Here is a 25,802-nt window from a genome sequence, read left to right as displayed (position 1 = left end):
ATGCAATTGGTATAATAACGCACTCACAAAAGGAATTGAGAAAATGAAAACCTGTAAATCATGCCGTAAAGAAATTGAATCTAAAGCCAGTAAATGTGCATTTTGCCAGTCATATCAAGTTTGGTACCGTAACCCTCAACTTTATGGCTTTATCATAGCGCTACCTATGTTTGTGGTCATTTTCTGGAACTCAGGCTTATTCAACCAAAAAAACTTTATTGACTATGAGCCTAAATTTAAAATTGCTGTAGAGAAGGTGATCAGCGCCAATGATCCAAGATATACCCTGTTCACTTATAAGGTAATAAATGACACTGATTACAAGTGGAGTCGCATAAACTATCAAGTGGTGAGTAAACAAGATGGTGAGCTTTTATCATCAATGACAGGCAGCGACTACAGCTGGGTTATTCAACCAAACTCAGAGTCACTACTCACAGTGCGAGTCGCAAATGTCCCTAATGCTAATCAGTGGTTCTTTGAGATCAAAGATTTAAAATCAGATCCTTATTATTAATTATACAATGTTGTTATCTGGAGCCACATTTTGCAGTGGCTCAATAGCGGTTATTTTGCATAACCGAACCAACTCCTTAAAGCAGCTATTATCAGCTCAATGACCTCTGGATGTGGGTAATCCAACCGATAATAAAGCATTAATTGAATAGATTGATCGACTTCCCTTTGATCGAAATTGAGTGAGACGACTTGGCCTAACTTTATTGCTGTATGAACGATATATTCAGGTAGCAAAGCGATACCTAAATTCTTTTTTACTAAAGAAACGACAGTGTTAACATCGCTGCACTCTATCGCCTCCAAAGTATTAAATAAGGCAGTATCATTTTGCCCTGTTTTTTCATATGGCGAAGACCAAATTGCGGTCTGAGAAAGTAACATATCTAAGTTCACTTCCGATTCTCGGCATAATAGATTGTCCGGATGGGCAATTAAAGCGGTATTTTCTTCGCCAACTAATGCGCCGCCTAAGTTTGGATAAAGAGAGTCGGCAATGATGCCAAGGGCAAAGTCGACATCTTTATTATCAATAGCCAATTGAACGTGGGTCATATCGGCATTCTTAAGTGCAATATGCAGGTTGGGCCAAGCTCTTTTTAATTCATGAATGATATCTGCTACGCCCTCGCCATCAAGTAACTCGCCAAAACTTATCGTTACGCTTAAAGGGCTGGCGTCACTACTGATCGACAAAGCAAGGTTTTCTAACTTGGCCAGATAGTCTATGGCTATTTTTGCCTTAGGGAGCAATAACTCACCTTTCTCACTCAAGACGACCACCAATCCATTACTTTGTCTATCAAACAGTAAATAGCCGAGGTTATCTTCCAATTCGCAAATCCAACGACTTACTGTGGAGGGTGATTTTCCTAATTGCCGTGCAGCTTTATTAAATGTGCCGGTCTCTGCTGCTGCAATGAAGCATGCCAGATTATGGCTAGATAGTGATAACAATGGTCTGTACCTCTTCTGTGATAATCAATTTATACAACCATTCCAAATATGGGTCAATTTGAATTGTGAACATTTCCATTATGGTGTGAAAATTCATTTCGTCAACAAAGACAACTGAACTAGCAGGCAATAACACTCATATTGCCTTAACTACAATAAGGTGAACTCATTATGAAAAAATCTATACTAAATATCGTTATACTTTCAGCTCTTTCATTTGGTGCTGTCGCAGCTGATAACGTTGCAGGCGATAAACTTGACTACTGGAACCCAGAACGTCCAGCGGTGCAGCTCGGTGCAGAAGTTATTGACCTAACAGGAAAAGGACCAGAGGCCATAGCCCTGTTCCTTGCGACAGTGGATCGCCTACAAGCTGATGATGAAGTATTACAGATAGCAAAAAATGCTGTTGAGAATAACAAGAAGATTGCGCCTGAATACGCAAAAATAATGGAGAGACAGGCCCAAATCCGAGGTGTAGAAGTCCATGAATTATATGCAGCTCTACTGCAAATGGATTGGTCAGTGAATAAATTATTAGCTGAGGCTGACAAAAAGCTGATGGCGGAGAATTTTACTAAGATCCGCGGGTGTACGACTATCGCATTTAATGATAGTGGTATTGTTGCACAGAGCAACGACCTCGGTATCTCTCAACTACAAGAGTTTCCAACTCGCATTGTTAAAACAGACGATGTGATGTTTATTCCAACGGACGGTGGCCATTTCCAAGGTATGGGCAGACATGTAGGCGCTGTACTTAACATTATCGGTGAACCGAGTGCTAAAACGGCATCTGTTGATGCGGATAATCTAGTGACGATTGATGCTGTATTCGCCGCTATAACTCACTCTAAGAGCATTGAGGACGCAATCAGTAAGCTACAAGGTTATACAACGCCTGTCGCAATGAACTTTACCGTTGCCGATGATTCAGCAGCATTAGAGATCTCAGCTGAAGGGCTTGTTGTTGTCCGCGGTGCTGGCGGTATAGGCCATGCAAACCATAACGCTGCAATGAAAAAGCGGATCTTGGGGATGATGCCAATCACTGAAGCAAATGAAATATTTGCAGACTCATTTGCGCGAGAAGCTGCAGCTCAAAACTTTGTAGATTTCGCTAAAGAGAAAACGGTAGATGGCATGAAGTACATCCTTAATCAAAAGCCAATTAACATTACCCTTTATGATAAAGATTTCGTGACAGTTGAAACGATGATCTTCGATACAAAGAAAGGCTGTGCCCATATATCAGGTGATAACCCTCTATTTGGTGAATACTCACAAGTTTGCTTTGACTATGGATTGCTTAGTTCTAGCCTGCTCTCCATAGCAGGCTTTCCAACATTAATCCGATGAGAAGCCTGAGCTTGAAGCTTAATTTTAGCCCGCACCGAAACCCAATAAAAAACCAGTTGCTATCGGCAACTGGTTTTTATTATATAAATCGATAAGAGCAATGAACCGCGAATTAAATAAGCAATTAATCCCAGATAAACTCTCTAAAATGTTTACGGCAAACCGACTCATAGCTTTCGTTGCCGCCAATCGCGACTTGTTCACCTTCTCTCATCGGCTTACCCGTACCGTCAAGACGCACCACCATATTAGCTTTACGACCACAATGACAAATGGTTTTAAGCTCCACTAATTTATCAGCCCAAGCGAGTAGATATTGGCTACCGCTAAACAGTTCGCCTTGGAAGTCTGTTTTAAGGCCGTAACACAGTACTGGAATGTCGAGTATATCGACCACATAAGTAAGTTGCTTAACCTGCTCTTTGCTTAAAAACTGAGATTCATCGATTAAGATACAGTGTAAGGTCTGCTCTTCGTGAGCTGTAGCGACCATTTTAGTTAAATTATCACTGCTGCCAAAAACCTGCGCTTCGGTCTCAATACCGATACGAGAGGCGACTTTACCCACGCCGTATCGATCATCGATAGAGGCAGTCATGACTAAAGTATTCATACCGCGTTCACGGTAATTATATGAAGACTGCAATAATGAAGTCGACTTACCGGCATTCATTGCCGAATAGTAAAAGTAGAGTTGCGCCAAACTGAGAGTCCTTGAAGGATGAATTCAACGCTAGTCTAGCATTGTTGCCCCGCATAAATCATCTCAATTTCACTAGATAGTGAGCCGAGTCATGGCAAACTTTGCCACTGCATTTTGTTAGTTTCAGCAGCGTTTACGACTAGAAAAATACGACTAAGTAGTGAGTTGCCACCTATTTTAAGCTCATCAAATTAGGCATGATTTGGCGCACAACAACTTAGTTAACACCGCCCTACAATTGCACAACACTACCAACATGGCGCAACCTGCTTGAAACCAGATAATCACACCTATCAGAAGAGCTATTAACCAAAGCTTTTAAGAATCAGTTAACGAACCATTGCTAGTGTCAGCAGTAAGCTTTAAAACAACTATAATGAAGGAATTCTTTCCAATCATTGCAGCCGCTATCACGGCTACACTCGCATTAAGCGCCTGTTCAACGTCTAAAACAGAGCAATCAACTGCCACTATGGTTCAAACTCAAAATCCATTTTTACAAGCAAGTGTCTTACAATATCAAGCACCCGATTTTAGCCTGATTAAAGATGACCATTTTGCACCAGCACTCGAGCAAGGGATCAAAGAGCATTACCAAGAGATCCTCACGATTGCCAATAACCCTGATGCAGCCACCTTTGACAATACCATTGTGGCAATGGAGAAAAGTGGTGAGCTGTTAAACCGCATCTCTAAAGTATTTTACAATTTAACCGGTTCCAACAGCAACCCGACCTTGCGTAAAGTCCAAGGTGAGATGGCGCCCAAAATGGCTGCTCATTCAGATAACATTAATTTGAATCCAGCACTATTTTCTCGTGTAGAAAGCATCTATAACACTCGTGCAGATCTTAACTTATCAGCAGAAGCTAACCGCTTGGTTGAGGTCTATTACCAGCGCTTTGTACGCGCAGGCGCTAAGCTCAGTGATAGCCAGAAACAGCAGATTAGAACGTTAAACGAAGAGCAGTCCACCCTCACCAATGAATTTGCCCAGCGTTTAATGCGACTAACTAAAGAGATTGCTATCGTTGTCGATGATAAATCACAGCTAGTGGGTTTATCAGACAGTGCAATCAGAGCCGCTGCAGCCGACGCTAGCGCGAATGGCCATGAAGGCAAATATCAGCTCAATATAACCAATACCACTCGCCAGCCGGTGTTGACTCAATTACAAGATCGTCAGCTACGTCAGCAGGTATGGCAGGCTTCTGCTAACCGTGGTCTTGAAGGCGAAAATGAAACCGCATCTTTTGTTGCTCGACTAGCACAGCTTAGAGCGGAGCGCGCTGAGCTACTTGGGTTTGACAGCTGGGCAGATTATCGTCTTGCACCGCAAATGGCTAAAACACCAGAAGCGGTTTACCAGATGTTTGGCTCTATGGTGCCAGCAGTTGTGGCTAACACCAATAAAGAAGCCGTCGACATTCAAGCCATGATAACTAAAACGGGCGGCGATTTTGAACTTGCTCCATGGGACTGGGCTTATTACGCCGAGCTAGTACGTAAAGACAAATACGATCTTGATGCGAATGCCATCCGCCCATACTTTGAGTTTGACAGAGTATTAGAAGACGGTGTGTTCTTTACTCTAAAGGCACTCTACGGTGTAAGTTTAACCCCTCGCCCAGACCTGCCAGTCTATCACCCTGACGTGAAAGCTTATGAAATGTTTGATGAGGATGGCAGCAGTATCGCTATTTTCTATGCAGACTATTTTGCCCGAGAAGGCAAACGTGGTGGCGCTTGGATGAGCTCTTTTGTGAGCCAGTCCGAGCTGCTTAACAGCAAGCCCGTGGTGGTTAATGTCATGAACATTAAAAAAGCACCTGAGGGCGAGCCTACATTTGTTAGCTATGATGAAGTGACCACCATGTTCCACGAAATGGGCCACGGAACTCACGGTATGTTCTCCAAAGTCACTTATCCGACTCTTTCAGGTACCTCGGTTTCTCGCGATTTTGTTGAGTTCCCATCGACTTTCGAAGAGGATTGGGCCGCACATCCTGAAGTATTAGCTAACTATGCTAAGCACTATGAAACTGGTGAGCCAATCCCAGCAGAGCTACTCAATAAACTGCTAAAATCTCGTAGCTTTAATCAAGGCTTCGATACGCTTGAATATATGTCGGCCGCCCTACTCGATTTAGAATGGCACTCATTGAAAGCGGATGCGCCTCTGCAAGATGTCGCCAGTTTCGAAGCCGCAGCGCTTAAAAAGCACGGCGTTGATCTGCCAGCGGTTCCGCCAAGATATAAGTCAACCTACTTTGCGCATGCATTCCCTGGAGGCTACTCAGCGAGTTATTACGCTTATATGTGGAGTGAAATTTTGGCTGCAGACGCCTTTGCATACGTACAAACACAAGGCGGATTGAACCGAGAAATAGGCATGAAGTTTAGAAAAACTATTCGTGAAGTGGGTAACACCGTCGCGCCTATGGATGCCTATAAAGCCTTTAGAGGGCAAGAACCAACAACCGATGCCCTACTAGAGCGCCGTGGCTTAAACTAGTACTTATACCGACAAAAATGCCGCTCTAATTAGAGCGGCATTTTTTTATGTCTATAAAGCAGCTAATTGAACCACTGCTTTGTCTATCGAATACTCAGCTTAAGCTGTGGTTCGCTGACAAGACTTAATGCGCAGTATAATCACGCTAATCACAAACAATACACTACACGTCAATAAACCTGCTGTCACCGACTCAGTAAAACCAAGTACGATGTAACCCGCCAAACTAATACCTGCGACTATCAGTGCATAAGGCAACTGAGTGATCACATGGTCTATATGGTGGCAGTTTGCGCCTGTAGACGACAAAATAGTGGTATCTGATATTGGCGAACAATGGTCACCAAACACCGCGCCAGCAAGCACTGCGGCAAGCATTGGTAACATCATGCCAGTATGGCTACCCATCGCCATGTCTGCTGCAATCGGTAACATTATACCGAAGGTACCCCAGCTAGTGCCGGTAGAGAATGCTGTTAAGCCTGCCAATATAAATAGCACAGCTGGAAGCATCGCAAACGGAATATTACCAGTGGCTAAGCTCGCCATATACTTACCGGTTTCAAGTTGGCCAATCACGCCCGCTATCGTCCAAGCAAACAACAAGATGTAGATGGCTGGTAGCATAGATTTAGCGCCCTCAACCACACCTTTAACGATCATCTTCTTATCAACGCCTTGATAGATAACCAGTGCAAGAGTAACCACAAGACCAATTAAGGCACCAAAGAACAGTGAAGATCCCACATCAGTATTCTCAAATGCACCGATTAAACTAAATGCTTCGTTCTTAGCTGCGAGGGCGTCGCCGCCACTGCTAACCATAAAGTAAAAAGTAGCAAAAACTAATACTGTAATAGGTAAGAACAAACCAATTATCTTGCCAGTATCGGCTTCAGGCAGATCTGAGTTTGCTCCAGGAGGTAATCCTTTAGTTTCGTCATAAAGGTTACCCTTTTGCGCATTAAGCTCATGCTGGCGCATCGGACCAATATCCAGCCCCATCAAAGCAACACAAAGTAGCAATAACAATGCAAAAATAGCGTAGAAGTTCATCGGGATCATCTGTACAAATGTGCTTAGATGCCCTGAGTCGGTAAAGCCATGAGCCGTTAAAATGCCACCGATCAACGCGATAATATAAGCACCCCAGCTTGATACTGGCGAGATCACACAGATAGGTGCTGCCGTTGAATCAAGTAAATAGGCTAATTTACTACGAGAAATATAGTATCGGTCGGTAAGTGGTCTTGCGACACTGCCGACAACCAAACTATTGAAGTAGTCATCAATAAACACTACACAGCCAAGGAACATGGTGAGTAGTTTTGCATCGCGTTTATTACGAATATGGTTACGAGCCCAATCAGCAAACGCTCGGGCTGCGCCACTCACAGTGATCAATGCAGTGATCATTCCCAGTAGCACTAAGAAACCAAGAATATATAAGTTCCAGCTGTTGAGTGCACCGTCATCCCACACGAGCCCCATCACCTTTTCACCCACATATTGAGCAGTATTGGCTGCAGAAAAATCTGTCAGCAATAGTGCGCCCAGCAGGATCCCTACTCCAAGAGAAAGTAAAACACGACGAGTTAACATCGCCAGTACGATTGCAACTACCGGAGGCAGCAACGAAAGTGCCGAATCGGCATAGCTTAAAATTGTCATTTAATTATTATCTTCGCTAAGTACGAATGGAGGCCGACTGAACTGGTGGGAGTTAGCGTTGAAAGCTGATTACACCTGTCCTATCAGTAGCGCTCCACAGTAATATCGATGTTCGACATCGATATAAATCTTCTTATCTTCCGGATAAGAAATACTATGGCAGTGCTGTTCCTATTTGGTAACAGCCCCAGCAACAAGCCCCGATATGCTATGTCACTTCGGCATCAAATCCTTTCTCAACAAGTCATAGGTATCACCCTACTTGTCGGTACTAATATTAAATGCACCTCTACTTCTAAGGACGCTAAATAGACAGAGCTAATTAACGTGAATGACATAAAAACATAAGCGGCTTTAGGGATGCTACCCTAAAGCCGCTTATCGTGACACAGATCTCAAATATTACCAACTCAAACCCATTACCGATAACAGCGCCACAACCATCAAGTTACAACTGATTGTTTTTTAACTGTCATCAATAAGCTAGCTAATAAATTAAAGCTGTTCTAAAAGCTGAGGTACAGCTTCAAACAGATCAGCTTCTAATCCATAGTCAGCAACTTGGAAAATCGGCGCCTCTGGGTCTTTGTTGATTGCTACAATCACTTTTGAATCTTTCATACCAGCAAGATGCTGAATCGCACCAGAGATGCCAACTGCAATATACAGATCAGGTGCTACGATTTTACCCGTTTGTCCCACTTGCAGGTCGTTAGGCACATAACCCGCGTCGACTGCTGCACGTGAAGCACCTAGTGCACCACCCAGCTTATCTGCTAGTTGCTCCAGCATACCGAAGTGCTCGCTGTTACCTAAAGCGCGACCACCAGAAACAATAACACCAGCGCTACCGAGTTCTGGACGTTCAGATTCCGTTAGGCTTTGAGAAACAAATTCAACTTGTGGTGCAACTTCTTGTGAAAGCGTCACTAGATCTGCGCTGCCATCAGTTGCTACTGCATCAAATGCACTTGAGCGAACTGTCATCACTTTCTTATCATCTAAGCTTTGCACCGTTGCTAATGCATTACCTGCATAAACTGGGCGTACGAAGGTGTCGTTACTGACCACTTCTATCACTTCCGATAGTTGGTTGACGTCAAGCAATGCTGCAACGCGTGGCAATATGTCTTTACCGTGACTTGATGCAGCGGCAAGAACATGCTCGTAGTCTGCAGCAACTTCAGTGATGACATCAGCGATGTTTTCTGCCAAACCATTGGCATAAACGGCCGCATCTGCAACCAAAACATTACGTACACCATTTAGCTGTTGCGCGCTTTTAACTGCATCACCACAGTTATGACCAATAACCAGCACATCAATGTCACCACCAATGGCTTGACCACAAGCAACAACTTTAGCGGTATCCAGTTTAAGACTGGCGTTATCGTGTTCTGCTAATACTAAAATTGCCATTAGATCACCTTCGCTTCATTCTTTAACTTTTCAACCAACTCTTCTACAGAAGACACCATCACACCCGCACTACGTTGAGCAGGCGGGGTAACTTTAATAACGTTTTGATGCGCTTTTAATGTCACATCAAAATCAGCAGGAGTTAGCGACTCAAGCGGCTTGCGCTTTGCCTTCATAATGTTAGGCAACTTAGCATAACGAGGTTCGTTTAGACGTAAGTCAGCAGTGACTACAGCAGGTAAAGGCAGCATCAGCGTTTGTAAACCACCGTCGACTTCGCGGGTTACGGTGAGCTGGTTAGCATCAATCTTTACCTCAGAGGCAAATGTTGCCTGAGGCATTTTGCCAATGGCAGCTAACATTTGACCAGTTTGGTTGTTATCACTGTCAATTGACTGTTTACCTAAGATAACTAAATCAGCCTGCTCTTTTTGCTGTACAGCATGGATAAGTTTGGCCACCGATAACGGAACTAGGTCTTCATCGGTTTCGATATGAATAGCTCGGTCAGCCCCTAGTGCAAGCGCCGTTCTCAACTGCTCTTGTGACGCTTTAGGGCCAATACTGAGTACAACCACTTCAGAAGCGTTACCCGCTTCTTTCAAACGAACAGCTTCTTCTACTGCAATCTCACAAAACGGGTTAATCGCCATTTTAAGGTTTGCGGTATCGACACAAGTATTGTCAGCATTAACCCTGACCTTAACATTGGCATCGACGACACGTTTTACTGGCACCAATACTTTCATAGGGCTTCCTTCTTACGTCTCTTAATGAACGGGATTGTGTGAATAGCCACTTATATAGCACAGTCGCTATTACAGAATTTAGAGTCACTTTACGTGCTGTTGACGTTAACGTCAACCTAGAGTCGAACACCTGTTCATATTTATCTGTTCATCAACAGAGTATTTACCTTATATCTATACTTTTTCATGAATATAACAAGCCTTTTCCAGTTAAATTATAATTAATCCTTTTTAATTATTAATAAAACTAAAATAATATTTGATCCTTATTGAAATAGTTTCTATTATTTAGCCAGAATATATAAATCCATATCAATTTTTTTAATCGGACTTAATCATTATGAGCGAATTTTTAGATATTTTGACCCACGGTCGCCGTTTTAAAGCAGCTGTAAAAGAGTTATCTCTTGAAGACTTGAAAGAAGTTTCAGTAAAGCTAGAAAAAATCATCGAAGAAAAAGCATCTCAAGCAGAAGCTGAAAGCGAAGCAATGGCTGAGCGTAATGCTAAAATTGAAGAAATTCGTAAACAAATGGAAGCCATTGGTTTATCAGTTGATGATATTGGCGGCGCTGGTGTTAAACCTGCTCCTAAGAAGCGTGCTCCACGTCCTGCTAAATACCAAATCGAAGTTAATGGCGAAATGGTGCAATGGACTGGTCAAGGCCGCATGCCAACCGTATTTAAAAATGAATTAGAAAATGGCCGTACTATGGAAGACTTCCTTATCTAAGTTTTCTCATACCGCCTTTAAAAACCCAGCTTTTGCTGGGTTTTTTGTTAATTATCGCTACATATACATTCAAGGTTACAAATACTACTTAGTAATTGGCATTAAGTTAAGATATGCTCACATCTCCACCACTTCCTATAACAAACAATAAGTACGATAATGCATAAACATAAAATAAAAGCCCTTGTCGCCCTACTTAGTGTGTTGAGCAGCCATAGTGTAATAGCCAATGAGCAGCTGACAGATAATACGCCAAAAATCACAGCCTTAAGTCATGCAACTCTGATGTTAGAACCTGGAGAAGTACTGACTAATGCCACTTTATTAATTGAAAACAATCGAATCAAGTCAATTATAAAAGATAATGATATCCCAGCAGGAGCCTTAGAAATAAACCTGTCAGGTCATATTATTTACCCAGGTTTTATTGACCCATTCACTGAATATGCAATCGAATATGAATCCCAGAGTGAAGATAGCGATGGTCCGGTTTATGAAATAAAACGAATTGGTGGTAATGCCGAAAATGGCGCAATTCATTCAGAGAAAGAATGGTTTAATTATGTATACCCCGACAAAGATCAAGCTGAAAAATGGATTAACAATGGCTTTACCAGTGTGCAGTCTAGCTATTTAGATGGCATATTTAGAGGCCGAGGAGTCAGCTTATCTCTGGCAGATAAAAAAGCAAACGATATAATATACAAAGCAAAAGCCAATCAATTTATGGCATTTGATAAAGGCTCATCTATTCAAGACTATCCACAATCATTAATGGGTAGTATGGCGCTCATTCGACAAACGTTCTCCGATGCACTTTGGTATAACAGTAATATAGACAAAAGTACTAGTTCACCTAATAGTGTTGAATTCAATATTGCATTGGAGCGTCTTTCAAACTTGAAAGAACAACGCTTCATCTTTCAAACAAAGAACTTAAATAATCAATTAAGAGCTGCTAGATTATTAAATAAGCAAAAGCTAAAAGGTAGCTTAGTTGGTAATGGCCATGAATACGCTAGAATTGATGAGCTAAAATCTTACCCCTATAGTTTAGTATTGCCTTTAAATTATCCTGCTGCACCAACGATTATCGATAGCGATAGTGAACGAGATGTCAGTTTGGCATCTTTAAGACATTGGGAAACTGCCCCGAGTAATGCCGCCATGGTGGCCAAAGCTGACGTGCCTTTTGCGCTAACGCAATACGGTATTGATGAAGACAAATTTTGGCCTAGACTCAAGCAAGCTATTGAGCGCGGGCTCGATCAGGAAACCGCACTTGCTGCGTTGACCACTGAGGCTGCAGAAATAGCAGGGATCAGTAATATCGCTGGTCAACTGAAGCCTGGCTTTATGGCCGATTTAGTCATTAGTAACGGTAATGTATTTGAAGATGGCAAAATCACCAGCATCTGGTTACAAGGTGAAGAGCGCCAGCTTATCAACCGTGATCTAACCTTACTCGCGCAGCCGTACCAACTCCAAATTAATGAGTTAACTTTTGACCTTAACATTAAACAAGAGCCGAGTTTATCGGGTACCTTGTCCAGTGGCGAACAAGAGATCAGCCTAGCCAATGTTAACTTCCACCAAGGTCGAATGACCTTTAGTGCTGATTTAGCCGACGCTGGTATTGCTGGGATTAGCCGTTTCACATTGTGGTTTGATGACAATGGCATTCGTGGTCGCCTGCTCGATAGCAATAATCAAACTATACCTTTTGGCGGCACTAAGCTTGAACAAATAGCATTAGATGATAACGACTCACTGAATTCGAAGAGCGCAGAGTTACCGCAAATCGCTAAGCAAACGTCACCCAATGTTGCCTATGGTTTATTAACACAACCCGCTCAAGACAAATTGCATATCAAAAACGCCACGATTTGGACATCAGCTGAAAACGGTGTATTGCACAACACTGACTTGATTATCTCTCGCGGAAAAATCGAGGAGATAGGTAGCCAATTAAGTACCCCGTCAGGATATAAAGTCATCGATGCCGCAGGCATGCACCTCACTGCAGGTATTATTGATGAGCACTCACATATTGCGCTAAATGGTGGTACAAACGAAGCGACAGATGCAGTCACTTCAGAAGTAAGAATTGGTGATGTGATTAACCCTGATGATATTGCCATCTACCGCGGCCTTGCTGGCGGTGTCACTACCGCACAGATTTTACACGGCAGTGCAAACCCTATTGGCGGTCAGGCGCAAATCATTCAACTAAAATGGGGAGATAACGCTGAGCAGTTAAAATTTAAAGGCGCTCCTGCAAGTATTAAATTCGCACTCGGTGAAAATGTGAAGCAAAGTAACTGGGGAGACAATTTCGACAGTCGATTCCCTCAGAGTCGTATCGGTGTTAAATCTCTGTTCAGCGAGGCATTTAACGAAGCCTTAGCTTACAGGAAAGCACAACGTGATTATAAAAAAATGCGTTCCAGCGAACGCCGACGCACTGTTGCCCCGCAATACAACTACCGCTTAGAAGCTGTTGCCGAGGTCTTAGAGCAAACACGTAGTGTACATATTCACTCCTATGTGCAATCTGAAATCTTAATGTTTCTTAGATTAGCGGAAGCTTACAACTTTAAAGTAGGTACTTTCACCCATATTCTTGAAGGTTATAAAGTGGCTGATGAAATGGCCAAACATGGTGCCTATGCATCTACCTTCTCTGACTGGTGGGCTTACAAATTTGAAGTTTATGATGCTATCCCGCAAAACACTTGCCTAATGCAAAACAAAGGCGTACTCACCAGCATCAACTCTGACGATTACGAAATGCAGCGCAGACTCAATCAGGAAGCAGCCAAATCGATGATGTATTGCGGCATGAGCGCAGAAGATGCTTGGAAGATGATCACTATTAATCCTGCAATACAGCTAGGCATCGAGGAAAAAGTGGGCTCACTGGTTGAGGGAAAACAAGCTGATATCGTGCTTTGGACTGACTCACCACTGTCGGTTTACGCCAAAGTTGACTCCACTTGGATTCAAGGACGTCGATACTTTAACCGCGAGCAAGATAAATTGGCTCAAATCGAGGTCGAAAAAGAGCGTGCCGCTTTGATCCAAAAAGTGTTACTTAGTGATGATGCCCACAAACAAGGTGAAACCAGTATCGAGTTAAATGAACCCGAATGGCACTGCGACACTCACTTTAATGCATGGCAACAAACTGCTCAAGGAGCACTGTAATGAAGCTCACTCAATCAATCAAAATAGCAGGCTCACTCGCTAGCGTTATTACTTCATGTTTGTTTAGCGGTGCGGTTTATGCCCACGACATGCTGCCAGCACCAGCGCAAACTTCAGCAATACTATTTACCAATGCCACTGTGCACACAGTGACTCAAGGCCAACTGGACAATACCGACGTACTGATCGCAGATGGCAAGATTATCGCTGTTGGACAAAACCTAGCAACCGCGGAACCAGCAGCGGATCTTAGCGAGCAATCAGGTAAGCCAGCAGCTCAATCAGAAACAGCGCTTATTGCCGCCAATGCAGCTATGTTCGATGCTAGCAATAAACACATCTATCCCGGTCTTATTGCACTTGATACCACAATGGGCCTTGTTGAAGTAGAGATGATGCGCCCAAGTAACGATGCCTACGAAGTGGGCTTTATTAATCCACAACTTGAGGCCATTTCCGCCTTTAACCCTGATTCTGAAATCATTCCCACTGTACGTGTTAATGGTATTACTCATGCTCAAGTCGTTCCGCAAGGTGATGGGCTAGCAGGTCAATCAGCACTCGTGTCGATGGACAGTTGGACCATTGAAGATGCATTAGTTGAGTCTAACAAACAGTTTCATCTCTATTGGCCTTATATCCGTTGGATCTCTTCTGATGCTGACAAACGCCAACAACAACTTGATGATCTTGGCAAGCGTGTAAACAAGGTTCATGATGCTTTTACTGACGCTTATCGTTATCAATTGGCACTTAAAGCCGGCAAGATAGCGAAAACAGACCTACGTTGGCAGTCTCTAACCCCACTATTTGACGGTGATGCGCAGTTGTTTATTCATGCACAATCACAAAAACAGATAGAGGAAGCGATTGCACTGAGTAAAATGTATGGCTTTAAAATTGTTATCGTTGGTGGCTATGATGCTTGGCGCTTAGCCGATGCTTTGAGCGAAGTGAATGCTAAAGTTGTCTATACCCAAACATTGAGCTTACCGAAGCGTAAAGATGAACCAATTGATCTAGCCTTCAAAATTCCAGCACTGCTTAAACAAGCCAACGTGCCTTTCGCACTCGGTTTTTCGTCTGATTGGAATAGCCGTAACTTGCCTTTTGCAGCAGGGCAAACAGTGGCTTATGGATTAACTAAGTCACAAGCACTTCAAAGCATCACCCTTGATGCCGCAAGAGTACTTGATATTGACGACATGGGCGCGATTGCGCCTGGCTTTAAAGCCAACATGATTATTGCAACGGGTGATATTTTAGACCCAATGCAAGCGGGCATTGAGGCGGTTTATATTGATGGTCGTAAAATTGATCTAAATAATCGTCATCAACAGCTTTATCAAAAGTATCTAAAGCGCTAGAATTTCAAACTTATAGCGCTAACAAGACCGTTTAATAAAAAGTGCTCTTTATGAGCACTTTTTTGTACGCCTCTGTAGTGAAGGTTAACCCCTTTTACTAACCTAATAACTCATATAACAGGCATTCATTATGAAATACCTACTGCCAGCAACTCTCGTCATTTTACTCAGCGCATGTGCGGGTGAATATGCCTTTAAAAGTAACCTCGATGGCGAAGCAATTAACGATTACTTTAAAGTTGGCGATGTCACCCTCTATGAAGGAAATATTCAACCTAAAGGGCCTTATGAAATAAAAGGTTTAGTTGAAGGCGAAACTTGCCAAATAGGTGAAAGCGATGCACCAGCTTCTATTGTTGAAGCGCGCACACTAGCTCGCCACGCAGCAGCAGATAAGCAAGCAAATGGACTGGTCATTAAAAACTGCCTACTGATCGAAGAGTCTACCCCGAACTGCGTGACTCGCGCGCTGTGTGTTGGCCAAGCCATTGTGACTACTACTGCGCAGGAATAGCCTAACCGCTAATGAAGTGACTATGTCTTTTACTAATCAGATCCAAGCTGTAGCATATTGCCGCACGCCCTATAAACAAAAGTTCGGTATCCCACGCCAACCAGGTCTTGTGAGTGCTGCACGTGGTTTTGTTGAGCTGGCTCCGCCTTTTAATCAAATTGATGCAGTAAGAGGCCTAGAACAATACTCCCACTTATGGTTACTGTTTTGTTTCCATGAAAACTTAGCCCAAGGCTGGAAAACCACGGTTCGCCCTCCTCGCTTGGGTGGAAATGAAAAGCTTGGAGTATTTGCTACGCGCTCAACTTTTAGGCCCAACGGTATTGGTCAATCAGTGGTGAAACTCCATGGCGTGCACAGCGATAACGGTAAAGTCCGCTTGGAGATCTCGGGCATGGACTTACTTGATGGCACCCCAATCGTAGATATTAAGCCTTATATCCCCTTTTCCGACTCGATTAAAGAGGCGGCAGGTGGTATTGCCCAAGAAGCGCCAGTTCTAGCAAAGGTTACTTTTTGCCAAGCAGCTCAACAGCAACTAGAGCTTTACCAGAAAAGCGATAACTATCCAAGACTTGCAGAGTTAATAACCGGGGTACTGGCACAAGATCCACGTCCAGCTTACAAAAAAGCCAAGGCCGACCCCAAGCTTTATCAAGTCGCTCTGTATGACTTAGATATCTTGTGGAAAGTGTTAGCCGATGGCATCGAAGTATTTGAATTACGGCCGTCACAAGTTGGCACCCCCGCCAAGTTGGAGAAAGCGGATGACTGAAGCAGACAAGCCTGACTACCAAACTCAACATAAAAAGCGCCTGTCGTACATGCCATGGCTGTATTTTTCCCTCAAAGAAAAACACCTATCATGGGCTAAACCTTGGCAAGATAAAGTGCAAGCACACTTTTGCAGTGTCGAAACCATCTCTATTGCCGAAAACAGCTTTGTTGCACCAGAGGCAAATCTGTTTGCAGAACGTGGTCGCGAGATTAAAGTCGGCAGACAGTGCATGATTGCCGCCGATAGTTTTATACATGGGCCGCTCACTTTAGGCGATGAGGTTGCAATAAATCATGGTTGCTCAATCGATGGTGGCCGTCATGGCATTATCATTGGCAATCAAACTCGCATTGCCAACAACGTTACCATCTACGCTTTTAATCATGGCATGGCACCGGAAACGCCAATCTATCAACAAGCTTCCAACTCAAAAGGCGTTGTTATTGGTGAAGATGTTTGGATAGGGGCACAAGCTGGTATTGTTGATGGCGTCACTATCGGCTCCCATGCCGTTGTCGGAATGGGGGCTGTGGTCACTAAAGATGTTGCAGATTACGCCATTGTCGCAGGAAACCCTGCAAAGGTGATTGGTGATAGACGAGATAAAACATAAGACTTTATCAATAAAATCAGCCCGTCTCTCTGTGTTAGAACAGTTGCTTCACCATTACGACTGATGCCATCTCAAAGCCTAAAGGGTGCACCCATAAGGTTTCTTCTTTAGCGACAAAACCTAGACCTTGATAAAATTTAACGGCATTTAAAGAGGAAGAGAGCGTTAACTGCTTAACGCCTGCGCGCTGGGCTACCAACAGCAGTTCACTCGCAATCAGCTTTCCATAACCTTTACCTGCGTAATCAGGGGTAACAAAAAGAGCCTCAAGACGACGTTGCTGAATATCGACAAAGCCAAAAGCCAGAAGCTGATTTTGAACCTCAAAAACCAGTGCCTCATGATGCACGAGTACGTCAGCAAACCCGTCAGGCATTGGCGCACTTGACCAGCTAGATACTGTTTCCTGACTATAATGGCTGGAGCAACTTATCAATATCGCCTGAGTCCTTATTTGCCATACCCTGTAAACATCTGCCTTGGTCGCTTTTCTAATCATCTATCCTCCAGTCTACAGGGTTAAATTTTGATAGTTATAAGCAAATTTGAGCGGGTTAGCACAAACTTTGATCGCTCAGTTATTATACATATCATTCGCTATGTATCTCTCTATTAATGAGAAGATGCTAAATAGAAACTTGAATGACCAATATATCAATCACGCTGTCTGAATTATTGACTAATCCGTGCTCGCCAAAAGGTTGATTTAAAATCATGTCGCCTTTCTTTATTGAGATGTCTTTGCCATTTAAATTCATCGCACCTTGTCCTTCAATAACGATATATATCTCTTCATTGTTCGCATGCTTGTGGTAACCCACTGTTGAATTAGGTGGAATCACCACTCTATCGATAAAATCAACATTGCTGCTAAAGTCAGCGCGGTTCCAAATCTCATACAGGTCATATTGGCCACTACCATCATGGGACTTTGCAAGAGATTGCTTTTTTGCATCAAGAAAATTTTTGATCAACTGAATGACCTCTTTATCAATAAACGATACTGTATTTTCAGAATGAGCAGTATTATCTATAACAACTATACGCAAGAAAAAGGCCGAGTCATCACTGAATTCGGCCTTAAAAATATCAATATACGCTTAACTTAACTTGCAGCAACTGCTTTTGGATTACTGCCGTAGCGATTTTCATCATGGCTGTCTTGTACAAAAAAGACGATCAGTACGATAAAGCCAATAATAGGGATGATAAACAGCAACTGCCACCAGCCACTACGGCCAGTATCATGCAATCTTCTAGCACCAATACTTAATGATGGCACAAGCAATGCTAATGAAAAGAGAAGCGAAAACAATTCAGTGCCAAGCAATGAACCCACTAGCGCTAAAGCCAAATAGAAAATAATATAAAACAACATAAACATCCAATACTCAGTTCGTCTTGCACGTCCTGAAAAATCAGCGTATTTCTTTAAAGCTCCGATAAAATAATCCATTACCTTGGACTCTCCTTGTTAGTATCAATTTCTATGCTCAATTTTAAGCGAATCTTCCAGTCTAAATATCTGAATATGGCTTAGCCAATACTCCGTTTCGATATTGCGTCAAAGTTAAATTAAATAGCGTTAATTAACAACCTTTAAAATTGACAAATCGTATTGATAAACACGTTAATCTGCATCCTTGATATAAAACCCAATCGCTAAAATCGACATGTTTGCAATGCTCGAAAGGGCATTCAGGTCTCGATGTAATTGCTAAGGAGTTTGCACTAAGCGCTCTAGACGAATTCACCTGCTAATTTTAGAGCAGATATTCATAGTTGTTATCCCCCAAGTTCACCAGCAAGCAGATCTATACCCGTGCTACCTGAAGTTGCAGGATTCAGTGGGAATTTAATGGGCTTTAATCAAGGTCAGTTATTGCTCCTGCTAAACAGACATTCGCACCATCCCTGGCGCTTGCATTGATTGCCATTAATGGTCGCTCCCTTAGTAAAATCAATAACACCGAGTAAAGCCCATGCTTTTTATATAAGAAACGCCCATCGCAGAAGGCATTGTGCCAGCCCACTTCGTTGTTGCACTAACTTAAAAGAGAATAACCATTTCTACATTAATACGCCTAGAATTGAACAGGCACAATGCCTCTGAAACGAGCATTTTCAAGTAGAACGGGTATATATAATTCCAACTAAAAGCAACAATTTTGATTATTGTCGAAATCCTTAGGTGACATCACTTCTACAAGTGATAAAATGGCGCCCATTCAACTCAAATTTGGACATTCGGTAATGCGCGTAAGCAAGTACCTGCTATCAACTCAAAAAGAAACACCGGCTAATGCAGAAGTCATTAGTCATCAGTTAATGTTACGTGCGGGCATGATCCGTCGTAATGCATCAGGCTTATACAGCTGGTTGCCGACAGGTTTACGTGTACTACGTAAAATTGAAGCGATTGTTCGTGAAGAGATGAACAAAGCGGGTTCTGTAGAGATCCTTATGCCAATGGTGCAGCCTGCTGATCTATGGGTTGAGTCTGGTCGTCTAGAGAAGTTTGGTCCTGAACTACTGCGTTTCCAAGACCGTCACAACCGTGATTTCGTCTTAGGGCCGACTCACGAAGAAGTGATCACTGACATCGTGCGTAAAGAGGTTAACTCTTACAAGCAGTTGCCACTGAATCTATTCCAAATTCAAACAAAATTCCGTGATGAAGTCCGTCCACGTTTCGGTGTGATGCGCTCACGTGAATTCTTGATGAAAGATGCATACTCTTTCCATTTAGATCAAGAAACAATGGACGAGACTTATGAGTCTATGTTCCAAGCTTATAGCAATATCCTTACTCGCTTGGGCCTATCTTTCCGCCCAGTAATGGCAGATACAGGTTCTATCGGTGGCAGCTTGTCACACGAGTTCCACGTATTGGCTAACAGCGGTGAAGACTTAATCGCTTACTCTACCGAAAGCGATTACGCTGCGAACATTGAAAAATGTGAAGCGCCAATGCCGACTGCAACACGTCAAGCAGCTACCGTAGAGATGACGCTAGTCGACACGCCTAAAGCGAAAACGATTGCAGAGCTTGTTGAACATCACGGCATTGCGATTGAAAAAACCGTTAAAACACTTATCGTTAAAGGCGCGACTGAAGAAGCGCCTTTGGTTGCTCTTGTTATTCGTGGTGACCATGATCTTAACGAAGTAAAAGCAGAGAAAATTGAAGCCGTTCTGGCTCCTTTTGAATTTGCAGATGAAGCAGACATTCGTAAAGCAATTGGTGCCGGACCGGGTTCTATCGGCCCTGTTGGTCTTAACATTCCAGTCTTCGTTGATCACGGCGTAGCGGTTATGAGTGACTTTGGCGCAGGTGCAAACCAAGACGATAAGCACTACTTCGGCATCAACTGGGAGCGCGATCTACCGAGTGCACCAGCATTTGATTTGCGTAATATTATCGAAGGCGAAGCCAGCCCTTGTGGTAAAGGCACTATCGCACTGCTTCGCGGTATCGAAGTGGGTCACATCTTCCAGCTGGGTAGCAACTACTCAGAAGCGATGCACGCTAACGTACTTGACCAAAATGGTAAGTCTAAGACACTCCTTATGGGTTGCTACGGCGTGGGTGTTAGCCGCATGGTTGCTGCTGCAATTGAGCAAAACCATGATGACCGCGGAATTATTTGGCCTGCAGCCATTGCTCCGTTCCAAGTCGGTATCTTACCAATGAACATGCATAAGTCTCACCGCGTTAAAGATATGGCTGAAAAGTTATATCAAGATCTGACTAATGCTGGTATGGAAGTCTTGTTTGATGACCGTAAAGAGCGTGCAGGTGTGATGTTTGCTGATATGGAGCTTGTAGGCTTACCAAATGTTGTAGTCATCGGAGACCGTAATATTGATAACGGCGTATTCGAGTATAAGAACCGTCGTACTGGTGAGAAGCAAGATGTACCATTCGATCAAATTGTTGAGTTCTTAAAGGCGCAACAAGCTTAATCCAAATATTAGCGAGCCTAATCCTTCAAAGATTAGACTCAACGAATTAAAATCGCCGATGACTTATCATCGGCGTTTTTGTTTAGTTCAACCTTTCAGCTTTCTATCGTCTATCGTCTATCGTCTATCGTCTATCGTCTATCGTCTATTACGATGCCATCATTAGGCAAACTACCTAAAGGCTCGATACACACCTCAGCAGATAGCTGTGTCACAGCCCGTATGGTTTGCTCAATGGCACTAACATCCACGCTATCTAACGCTGTTTCGGCCACCTCACACAATAAACACATTGTATCGTTATCATTATCTCGACTAACGACCATTCGCAAACGCTGGATTATATTGTGCTGCGATCTTATTCGCTCAACCTGCTCTGGGTGCACAAACAAACCTTTTACTTTAGTGGTTTGATCTGCACGTCCAAGCCAGCCTTTAATACGTATGTTACTGCGACCGCATGCGCTTGAACCTACTAGCTCAGCAGATAGATCCCCTGTGGCAAATCGAATCAATGGATAACTAGGATTAAAGCTAGTGATAACAACTTCACCCACCTCGTCGGACTCTACTGGCATTAGCGTACCGGGTCTCACCAACTCTAAAATAATATCTTCAGCAACGATAAGCCCATCATCAACACTTTCAAATGCAATCAATCCTATATCAGCGGTGGCATAAGCCTGTTTAACTTCGATATCGGCGTCAATAAAAGCCGCTTTTAATGCTGGGGTTAACGCCTCTCCGGTCACTAACGCTTTTGTGAATGGCAATTTTTGTTGCTGACTTTTGGCTTTATCCAGCAGGATTTTTAAAAACGACGGTGTACCGCAATAACCATTAGGCTTAAGGTTTTTAGCCATCTCTAGCTGTAACTCTGTTTGGCCCGGTCCCGCAGGGATCACACTACAACCACACGCTCTCGCCCCCGAGTCCATAATGAAGCCACCCGGTGTTAGATGATAAGACAAGCAGTTCTGTACAATATCCCCCTCCCTAAAACCTGCAGCAAAAAATGCTTGTCCCATGCGCCACCAATCACGCTCATCAACCTCAGGTTCATAAATTGGCCCAGGTGATTGAAACACTCTGCCAATATTGGCCATTTGAGGTACCATTCCAGCAAATGGCATGGCTGCCGCTTGTAGCTTAATTAAATCGGATTTACGGGTAATAGGCAACGTGGCTAAACTCTCTCTGCTATCTATTTGGCTAACATCAATATCAGCAAACAGTTGTTGATAGTAAACTGATGAATCCTTAGCAAAGCTTAAAAAATCACTTAAGCCTGACAGCAATGTTGATTCTCGCAGCGCCATCGACTGCTGCTCTTGAGCACTATAAAAAGACATGTACGAGACTCCTTTACAACCAACGTTTACGGCGTTTATAAGATTTCAAATTTTTGAAGCTTTTACGCTTTTCGTTACCACCGCCGAGATAAAACTCCTTCACATCTTCATTGTTTAATAGTTGCTCCTTGTTACCATCTAGCACTATCTTTCCCGACTCCATAATGTAGCCGTAATTAGCCGCCTTTAGCGCATAATTGGCATTTTGCTCCACCAGCAACATGGTGATCCCTTGGTCGCGATTGATCTTCTCTATGATGCCAAATACCTCTTTAACCAGCAGTGGGGATAACCCCATTGACGGCTCATCCAAGCAGATCATTTTAGGCCGTGCCATTAATGCCCTGCCTATAGCGAGCATTTGCTGCTCGCCACCCGACAAATAGCCCGCGAGGCCAGTTCGCTCTTTTAACCGAGGAAAATAATTGAACACCATATCGATATCTTGATTAACTTGACCATCGTTACGGGTGTAAGCGCCTAGTTTTAAGTTTTCGATAACACTCATATCTTCGACAATACGACGCCCTTCCATGACCTGAAACAAACCGGAACGCACAACATCTTCAGCATTTTTAACGTCAATCCTCTCGCCCATGAAATGAATATCACCGCGAGAGACTTCACCATTTTCTGTTTTCAGCAATCCAGATATCGCTTTCAGGGTGGTTGATTTCCCCGCGCCATTAGGCCCCAGTAAGGTCACGATTTCGCCCTGAGGAACATCAATACTGACCCCACGCAAAACTTGAATCACGTCGTCGTAGACCACTTCAATGTTATTAATCGACAACAATGGGGTCTCAGGCTTTAACTGCACAGCTTGTGACATAACAACTCCAACTTTAATGTTATTACCTAGCAGGTGACCGCTCACCCACTAGGCAGGTATACCGTTTAAGATTTAGTAAGCAAAATTTTGCTAGCGAGGCTTAGTAACCTAACCAATCAACACGGCGTTCCAGTGTCACCTGATTCACTTTTTCAACTCGTACATCACCACCATTAAAATTACCTTTATAGATGTTGACTTGATTGATACCGCGATGGTCTTCAGGTGTCCAAGTTGCCGCTAAGCAGACTCCTTCAAGCCCTTTCGGCACCCAGTTTTTACGTGCGTACATGCCCTTTTTAACGTTCTCTCCGGTAACACCGCCATTTGCTTTGGCCCACTCCATCGACTCTTTCATAAAGTAGGTCGAGCAGACACCGCGAATGTAATGATGCAGACGTTCCTCATCGCCATCGCTATCTGACATCTTTGAGATCTCGCGAACCAGCCTCATACCAGGTACATCATCGGTCCAAAACGGTGTCATTGTGGGGAAAATGTAATTTTTTACCCCCTCTCCCGCTGCCTTAAATACCAACTTGTCGCCGCCCCAAATATTCGACATAAACTGGATATCGGTACCGACGGTATTACAAGATTTAATCAGTGACTGCACCGAGCCACCTAAGTTACCGATGTAGCCGTAGTTGGTTTTAGAGCTTTTAAGGCTTAAGCATTGAGCTTTAAAATCACCGGGCTTCATAGAAATGACCACAGGAGGCTGAACATCAAAACCTAGCTCGGTTGCGTATTCAGCACATGCTGCCTTTGGAGCGTTAGGAAAAGGATGGTTAGCACCAATGTGAGTAAACTTTGGCTTACCTTGCCCTCCTTTGGTTTTCCAATCATTGGCCGCCCACTGCACTAAACCGCGACACGAATCTGAGTAAGATGCACCGTAGAAAAAGTTATAGGGAGCCGGTTTTTTTGTCTTAGGGTTCTTGCCTTGCGGGTCGGTTAAATGCCCTGAGTAGGATGCCGAAAAAACCGGTGTTTTATCTTTGGCTGCAAACGAGATTAACGCTTCAGTATCCGCCGTTCCCCATCCTTGCATCGCCACCATATTCTTGCGTGATTTCCACTTTTTATAAGAAGCGATAGCTTGCGGAACCTTGTAGGCATAATCGATAGTTTCATACTCAAGCTTAGTGCCGTCAATGCCACCATGGGCATTGATATAAGCTAACGAGTCTCGCACACCATCAGCGTATGGCTTACCTACAAACGCTGTTGGCCCCGACATATCAGCCAAATGGCCAACAAAAATGGTCTCCTCAGCGCTCACTAAACCGCTCGCGCTAGCAGTTAAACAAGCAATGCTTGAGCCCAGAGCCAATTTTAGATAGTTCACTTTGCTCAATCTGTTTTTCTCAGTTTTGTTATGCATTGTTATAATCCTTCAAATGTTCAGTCAAAGTTGAAAGCTGTATACCGCTGCTGTACAGCTCGGTAAAACTAGTGGTTAGTAAGCAAACGGGTAGAATTTCCAGTAATTCTTAATCTGGGCCCAACGATGGGCTAGCCCTTCCGGTTCAAAAATCAAAAACAGGATGATGACCAATCCAATCGCCATCTCTTTGATATAGGCAAGGCCATCTGTCACCATGGGGATGTTGCCCCAATCGGTATACTTCATTAGCCCAACAATGCTCTCGAGCATTTCCGGCAGTAACACCATAAATACCACGCCCATTAAGGTGCCTTTTATTGAACCCAAGCCGCCAATAATCACCATTGCCAGAAACTGAATAGACATCAAAATGGTGAAGCCTTCTGCCGAAACGTAACCTAAGTAGTGAGCATATAGCGCGCCGCCAATACCTGCGTAAAATGAAGATATTCCAAATGACAACAAACGATATTTGTTAAGCTTCACCCCCATGATTTCAGCTGAGAGGTAGTGATCTCGCACCGCAACAAACGCACGGCCATCGCGGCTACGCATCAAGTTACAGCCCCAGATATACATAAATACCAGTGCAAATAACGCGATGTAATAGAAGCTCTGATCAGTATCGAATTCAAAGCCAAACAGGTTTACTGGCGCCGCCATAGAGCCAGATGAACCGCCAGAGAACCATTCTGCTCGGGCAAAAAAGTCCTCGATGATGAACTGCGCCGCTAAAGTCGCAATGGCGAGGTATAAACCTTTAATCCTTGCAGCAGGCATGCCGAACATCATGCCAACGGCCATGGTCAGAAAACCTGCCAGCGGAATACACAACACCACCGGAATTTGAAAACTAGTGTTCAACCATGCCGAGGCAAAAGCACCAAAACCAAAGAATGCGCCGTGGCCCAGTGAAATCTGCCCTGTGAACCCCACCAAAATATTGAGACCAAGAGCGGCAATACCAAGGTATGAGATCTGAATAAACAGGGTGAGAAAGTAGCCATCAAGTACCAATGGCGCACCACAAGCAATGGCGATAAGCGCTACCGTCATCAGTCGGATAGTTTTAGTTTCAAATATTGTATTGTCGGCTTTATAGCTGGTGCGGAAATCACCACACGGACGCATCGCTAAGCTAGACATAAAAACTCCTTAAAC

22 protein-coding genes and 1 riboswitch are annotated in these 25,802 nt (G+C 43.5%); of the genes, 10 read left to right on the top strand and 12 right to left on the bottom strand.

Annotation, left to right across the window (positions count from 1 at the left end; all coding sequences use genetic code 11):
• Positions 1-517: hypothetical protein (locus AB4238_RS04885; RefSeq protein WP_372031888.1), on the top strand; the 517-nt coding region annotated here is incomplete at its 5' end.
• 50 nt (positions 518-567) lie between these two features.
• On the opposite strand, the gene AB4238_RS04880 is transcribed toward AB4238_RS04885, so the two are convergent.
• Positions 568-1,473, bottom strand: coding sequence for a LysR family transcriptional regulator (locus AB4238_RS04880; RefSeq protein ID WP_372031885.1), 906 nt, complete (start codon positions 1,471-1,473; stop codon positions 568-570).
• A gap of 171 nt (positions 1,474-1,644) precedes the next feature.
• Here AB4238_RS04880 and AB4238_RS04875 point away from each other — a divergent pair, with 171 nt between their 5' ends.
• Positions 1,645-2,832, top strand: coding sequence for a hypothetical protein (locus AB4238_RS04875; protein WP_372031883.1), 1,188 nt, complete (start codon positions 1,645-1,647; stop codon positions 2,830-2,832).
• 124 nt (positions 2,833-2,956) lie between these two features.
• Here the strand turns inward: AB4238_RS04875 and AB4238_RS04870 are convergent, their stop codons facing one another.
• Positions 2,957-3,535: a thymidine kinase gene (locus AB4238_RS04870; RefSeq protein WP_372031881.1), complete on the bottom strand. Its 579-nt coding sequence runs from the start codon at positions 3,533-3,535 to the stop codon at positions 2,957-2,959.
• A gap of 376 nt (positions 3,536-3,911) precedes the next feature.
• Here AB4238_RS04870 and AB4238_RS04865 point away from each other — a divergent pair, with 376 nt between their 5' ends.
• Positions 3,912-6,050, top strand: a complete 2,139-nt coding sequence (locus AB4238_RS04865; protein ID WP_372031879.1) for a M3 family metallopeptidase — start codon at positions 3,912-3,914, stop codon at positions 6,048-6,050.
• Between the two features lie 99 nt (positions 6,051-6,149).
• Here AB4238_RS04865 and AB4238_RS04860 read toward each other — a convergent pair whose 3' ends face one another.
• From AB4238_RS04860 to AB4238_RS04850, 3 genes are all read right to left on the bottom strand, one after another.
• Positions 6,150-7,721 (bottom strand): Na+/H+ antiporter NhaC family protein, encoded by a 1,572-nt coding sequence (locus tag AB4238_RS04860; RefSeq protein ID WP_372031876.1) that lies wholly within the window; start codon positions 7,719-7,721, stop codon positions 6,150-6,152.
• Positions 7,722-7,800: 79 nt separating this feature from the next.
• Positions 7,801-8,021: riboswitch (Lysine riboswitch) on the bottom strand.
• 195 nt (positions 8,022-8,216) lie between these two features.
• The gene (locus AB4238_RS04855) at positions 8,217-9,140 is read right to left on the bottom strand and encodes an electron transfer flavoprotein subunit alpha/FixB family protein (protein ID WP_372031874.1); all 924 of its coding nucleotides are present in this window, start codon (positions 9,138-9,140) and stop codon (positions 8,217-8,219) included.
• Positions 9,140-9,889, bottom strand: a complete 750-nt coding sequence (locus tag AB4238_RS04850; protein ID WP_372031872.1) for an electron transfer flavoprotein subunit beta/FixA family protein — start codon at positions 9,887-9,889, stop codon at positions 9,140-9,142. Before AB4238_RS04850 ends, AB4238_RS04855 begins: the two co-directional genes overlap by 1 nt.
• A gap of 340 nt (positions 9,890-10,229) precedes the next feature.
• Between AB4238_RS04850 and AB4238_RS04845 the strand changes: the two genes are divergently transcribed.
• From AB4238_RS04845 to AB4238_RS04820, 6 genes are all read left to right on the top strand, one after another.
• Positions 10,230-10,622: an H-NS family nucleoid-associated regulatory protein gene (locus AB4238_RS04845; protein WP_371993699.1), complete on the top strand. Its 393-nt coding sequence runs from the start codon at positions 10,230-10,232 to the stop codon at positions 10,620-10,622.
• Between the two features lie 159 nt (positions 10,623-10,781).
• Positions 10,782-13,829: an amidohydrolase family protein gene (locus AB4238_RS04840; protein ID WP_372031869.1), complete on the top strand. Its 3,048-nt coding sequence runs from the start codon at positions 10,782-10,784 to the stop codon at positions 13,827-13,829.
• An 89-nt stretch (positions 13,830-13,918) separates the two neighbouring features.
• Positions 13,919-15,196: an amidohydrolase family protein gene (locus AB4238_RS04835; RefSeq protein ID WP_372031891.1), complete on the top strand. Its 1,278-nt coding sequence runs from the start codon at positions 13,919-13,921 to the stop codon at positions 15,194-15,196.
• A 130-nt stretch (positions 15,197-15,326) separates the two neighbouring features.
• Positions 15,327-15,710 carry an Rcs stress response system protein RcsF gene (rcsF, locus tag AB4238_RS04830; protein ID WP_372031866.1) on the top strand — a complete coding sequence of 128 codons (384 nt, stop codon included), beginning with the start codon at positions 15,327-15,329 and terminating at the stop codon, positions 15,708-15,710.
• A gap of 22 nt (positions 15,711-15,732) precedes the next feature.
• Positions 15,733-16,485 carry a tRNA (N6-threonylcarbamoyladenosine(37)-N6)-methyltransferase TrmO gene (gene tsaA / locus AB4238_RS04825; protein ID WP_372031864.1) on the top strand — a complete coding sequence of 251 codons (753 nt, stop codon included), beginning with the start codon at positions 15,733-15,735 and terminating at the stop codon, positions 16,483-16,485.
• Entirely contained in the window at positions 16,478-17,101 is a 624-nt protein-coding gene (locus AB4238_RS04820) for a DapH/DapD/GlmU-related protein (protein WP_372031861.1), read from the top strand. The genes tsaA and AB4238_RS04820 overlap by 8 nt, the downstream gene beginning before the upstream one ends.
• A gap of 34 nt (positions 17,102-17,135) precedes the next feature.
• Here the strand turns inward: AB4238_RS04820 and AB4238_RS04815 are convergent, their stop codons facing one another.
• The 3 genes from AB4238_RS04815 to AB4238_RS04805 all read right to left on the bottom strand — a co-directional run bounded on the left by AB4238_RS04815 (position 17,136) and on the right by AB4238_RS04805 (position 18,557).
• Positions 17,136-17,600 carry a GNAT family N-acetyltransferase gene (locus tag AB4238_RS04815; RefSeq protein WP_372031859.1) on the bottom strand — a complete coding sequence of 155 codons (465 nt, stop codon included), beginning with the start codon at positions 17,598-17,600 and terminating at the stop codon, positions 17,136-17,138.
• Positions 17,601-17,727: 127 nt separating this feature from the next.
• Positions 17,728-18,150 carry a cupin domain-containing protein gene (locus AB4238_RS04810; RefSeq protein WP_372031856.1) on the bottom strand — a complete coding sequence of 141 codons (423 nt, stop codon included), beginning with the start codon at positions 18,148-18,150 and terminating at the stop codon, positions 17,728-17,730.
• Positions 18,151-18,206: 56 nt separating this feature from the next.
• Positions 18,207-18,557: a DUF805 domain-containing protein gene (locus AB4238_RS04805; protein ID WP_372031853.1), complete on the bottom strand. Its 351-nt coding sequence runs from the start codon at positions 18,555-18,557 to the stop codon at positions 18,207-18,209.
• 797 nt (positions 18,558-19,354) lie between these two features.
• On the opposite strand from AB4238_RS04805, the gene AB4238_RS04800 reads away from it, so the two are divergent.
• Complete coding sequence (locus AB4238_RS04800; protein ID WP_372031851.1) at positions 19,355-21,067, top strand: proline--tRNA ligase; 1,713 nt, start codon at positions 19,355-19,357, stop codon at positions 21,065-21,067.
• Positions 21,068-21,198: 131 nt separating this feature from the next.
• Here the strand turns inward: AB4238_RS04800 and AB4238_RS04795 are convergent, their stop codons facing one another.
• The 4 genes from AB4238_RS04795 to AB4238_RS04780 form a co-directional block, all read right to left on the bottom strand.
• The gene (locus AB4238_RS04795) at positions 21,199-22,419 is read right to left on the bottom strand and encodes a phenylacetate--CoA ligase family protein (protein WP_372031850.1); all 1,221 of its coding nucleotides are present in this window, start codon (positions 22,417-22,419) and stop codon (positions 21,199-21,201) included.
• A gap of 13 nt (positions 22,420-22,432) precedes the next feature.
• The gene (locus AB4238_RS04790; protein ID WP_372031848.1) at positions 22,433-23,251 is read right to left on the bottom strand and encodes an ABC transporter ATP-binding protein; all 819 of its coding nucleotides are present in this window, start codon (positions 23,249-23,251) and stop codon (positions 22,433-22,435) included.
• Positions 23,252-23,351: 100 nt separating this feature from the next.
• Complete coding sequence (locus tag AB4238_RS04785) at positions 23,352-24,638, bottom strand: ABC transporter substrate-binding protein (protein WP_372031846.1); 1,287 nt, start codon at positions 24,636-24,638, stop codon at positions 23,352-23,354.
• 75 nt (positions 24,639-24,713) lie between these two features.
• Positions 24,714-25,787: a branched-chain amino acid ABC transporter permease gene (locus AB4238_RS04780; RefSeq protein WP_372031843.1), complete on the bottom strand. Its 1,074-nt coding sequence runs from the start codon at positions 25,785-25,787 to the stop codon at positions 24,714-24,716.
• Positions 25,788-25,802: the final 15 nt, after the last annotated feature.

Source organism: Shewanella sp. 10N.286.45.A1 (genome assembly GCF_041470405.1).
In the GTDB taxonomy this organism is placed as follows: Bacteria; Pseudomonadota; Gammaproteobacteria; order Enterobacterales; family Shewanellaceae; genus Shewanella.
Note: the sequence above shows the minus strand (reverse complement) of the source record. Positions and strands in the feature narration are given on the sequence as shown.